A 2,027-nucleotide genomic window follows, 5' to 3' on the forward strand; every position below is an offset into this window, starting at 1 on the left:
TGGCGAGATCCTGAAGGGGTTGCCGGCCGGCCGGTCCGTGAAGATCATGGCGCGCATGCGGAACATGGATCTGCCGGAGGGCAAGGAGGTCCGGAAGCTCACCGTCCGGGCCACGATCGACGATCTGCGATCCTACGGGGACGGCCGGCTGTCGGAGGAGCAGATGCGTTCGAGGATCGAGATCAAGGAGTCCTGACGCTGGACGGGGTCGGCCGCAAACGGCGAGATCATCAGTTCGGGGTGGAGGCGACCTGGGGGTCCGGCTGGCGAGAGCCGGGCCCCCGAATCTTGTCGGGGTCGGCCGCGTCCATCGGGCCTATGAGGCGGGGAGCGGGTAGGGCTTGATCCCCGCTCTCAGCAGCCGACGCTCGTGAAGTCGCATCCGGAGGAGGAAGTCGGGATAGTCGCGCCTCCGAGGATCGGTCCACAAGGCTTCGGCGATCGCGCACAGCCTGGGGAATGTCATGGTTCCAAGATGCTCCCAATCCGGGATGCGCTCCGTCCAGACGCACGCCTGGCCTCCGAGGACGAGATCGGGGTTCTCGATGGAGGAAGGCGCCGGCTCGAAGGCATAGGCCGCCTCGAGATCGACATCCCGCGGGAAGGCCGGGGGAGCGGCGTCGCGGGGGCCCTGGTACGAGTCGAGATAGCAGTGGCCGGTAGGACACATCACGACATGGTGTCCCCCCCGGGCGGCCGCGATGCCTCCCTCGATCCCTCGCCACGACATGACGACGGCGCCCGGGGGCGCGCCGCCCTCGAGAATCTCGTCCCACCCTACGGGCGTCCGTCCCAGATCCCCGACCATTCGCGCGACGCGCCGGACGAACCAGGATTGCAGATCCTCCGGCGTTTCGAGCCCCTCTCTCTCCATCCGGGCACGGCACTTGGGGCACGCGGCCCAGCGGTTCTTCAGGACTTCGTCTCCTCCGATGTGGATGTACTTCCCCGGGAAGAGCGACGCGACCGCGGAGAGGACTTCCGTCACGAAGTCGAGGGCGTCATCGCTGCCGGCGCAGAGGACATCCTCGAAGATCCCCCAGGTCGCCGGGACAGGCAGGACTTCCCCCGAGCAGGAAAGCTCCGGGTATGCCGCGAGCGCGGCTCGGACATGCCCGGGCAAGTCGATCTCCGGGACGACCGTGACGTTTCGGGTGGCGGCGTGGCGGATGACCTCGCGGATTTCCTCGGCCGTGTAGAGGCCCGCGTGTGTCGATCCGTCAGCCTCTTTTCTCCTCGATGAGATCTCCGCAAGCCGCGGCCGCCCGGGAACAGGAAGGCGCCATCCCTGGTCATCGGTGAGGTGCCAGTGCAGCCGGTTCAGCTTGTGTTCCGCGCACCACTCGATCGCTTCGCATACGCGCGCCGCGGGGAAGAAGTGCCTCGCCACATCGAGGTGGAGTCCTCTCCAGGAGAATCGCGGCCGGTCCTCGATCAGGAGGCCCTGAAGGACGAGTGGGCGGCCGCCGCCGGAAGCCGCGACCGGGCCGGCGAGGTCGGGGCGATCGGATCGAGCCGCGAGGACCTGCTGGAGCGTTCGATGGCCGTAGGAGAGTCCCGCTTCCGTCAAAGCCTCGATCAGAATGCCGCTCGATCCGGCGCGCAGCCTGTACCCCTCATCGCCGAGGCCGATGCCGTCGGAGACGATGCGGGAAGTTACGCGTGAGGGCGCGAACTCGCATGACTCTCCGGTGAGAACGACGCGCTGAGGCAGGGGGATCACGGGCGGTCAGTTTCTCCAGAGACGAGGCATCCTGTCCCATCCGACCAGGCTCGCCGAGACGCGCCAGTAGCCGAAGTGGCCGGCCTCGTCGATCGGGCGGACATCCTCGATCGCGAATCGGATCGTGTGCGGGCCCGGCGTCAGGTGATCCGAAAGGTCGAACTCCATCGGAAGGACTTCCACGCCCGGGCACCAGCCGCTGCGGCTGTAGTCGGAGGACCAGCTCCCATCCGTCCAGCGCGCGCAGTAGGGATTCCGGTCGCGGAAGCGCCGGCAGTCGTCGCGCCACGGATGGACGCGGGCG

At 67.9% G+C, this 2,027-nt stretch carries 2 protein-coding genes; both read right to left on the bottom strand.

Annotated elements, in window-relative coordinates; genetic code table 11:
* Positions 1 to 316: 316 nt before the first annotated feature.
* A complete protein-coding gene (locus tag FJY88_13915; GenBank protein ID MBM3288422.1) occupies positions 317 to 1,723 on the bottom strand; it encodes a beta-N-acetylhexosaminidase in 1,407 nt (468 codons plus the stop codon).
* A 6-nt stretch (positions 1,724 to 1,729) separates the two neighbouring features.
* Positions 1,730 to 2,027: hypothetical protein (locus FJY88_13920; GenBank protein MBM3288423.1), on the bottom strand; the 298-nt coding region annotated here is incomplete at its 5' end.

The organism is Candidatus Eisenbacteria bacterium (assembly GCA_016867495.1).
Taxonomy (GTDB): Bacteria; Eisenbacteria; RBG-16-71-46; order CAIMUX01; family VGJL01; genus VGJL01.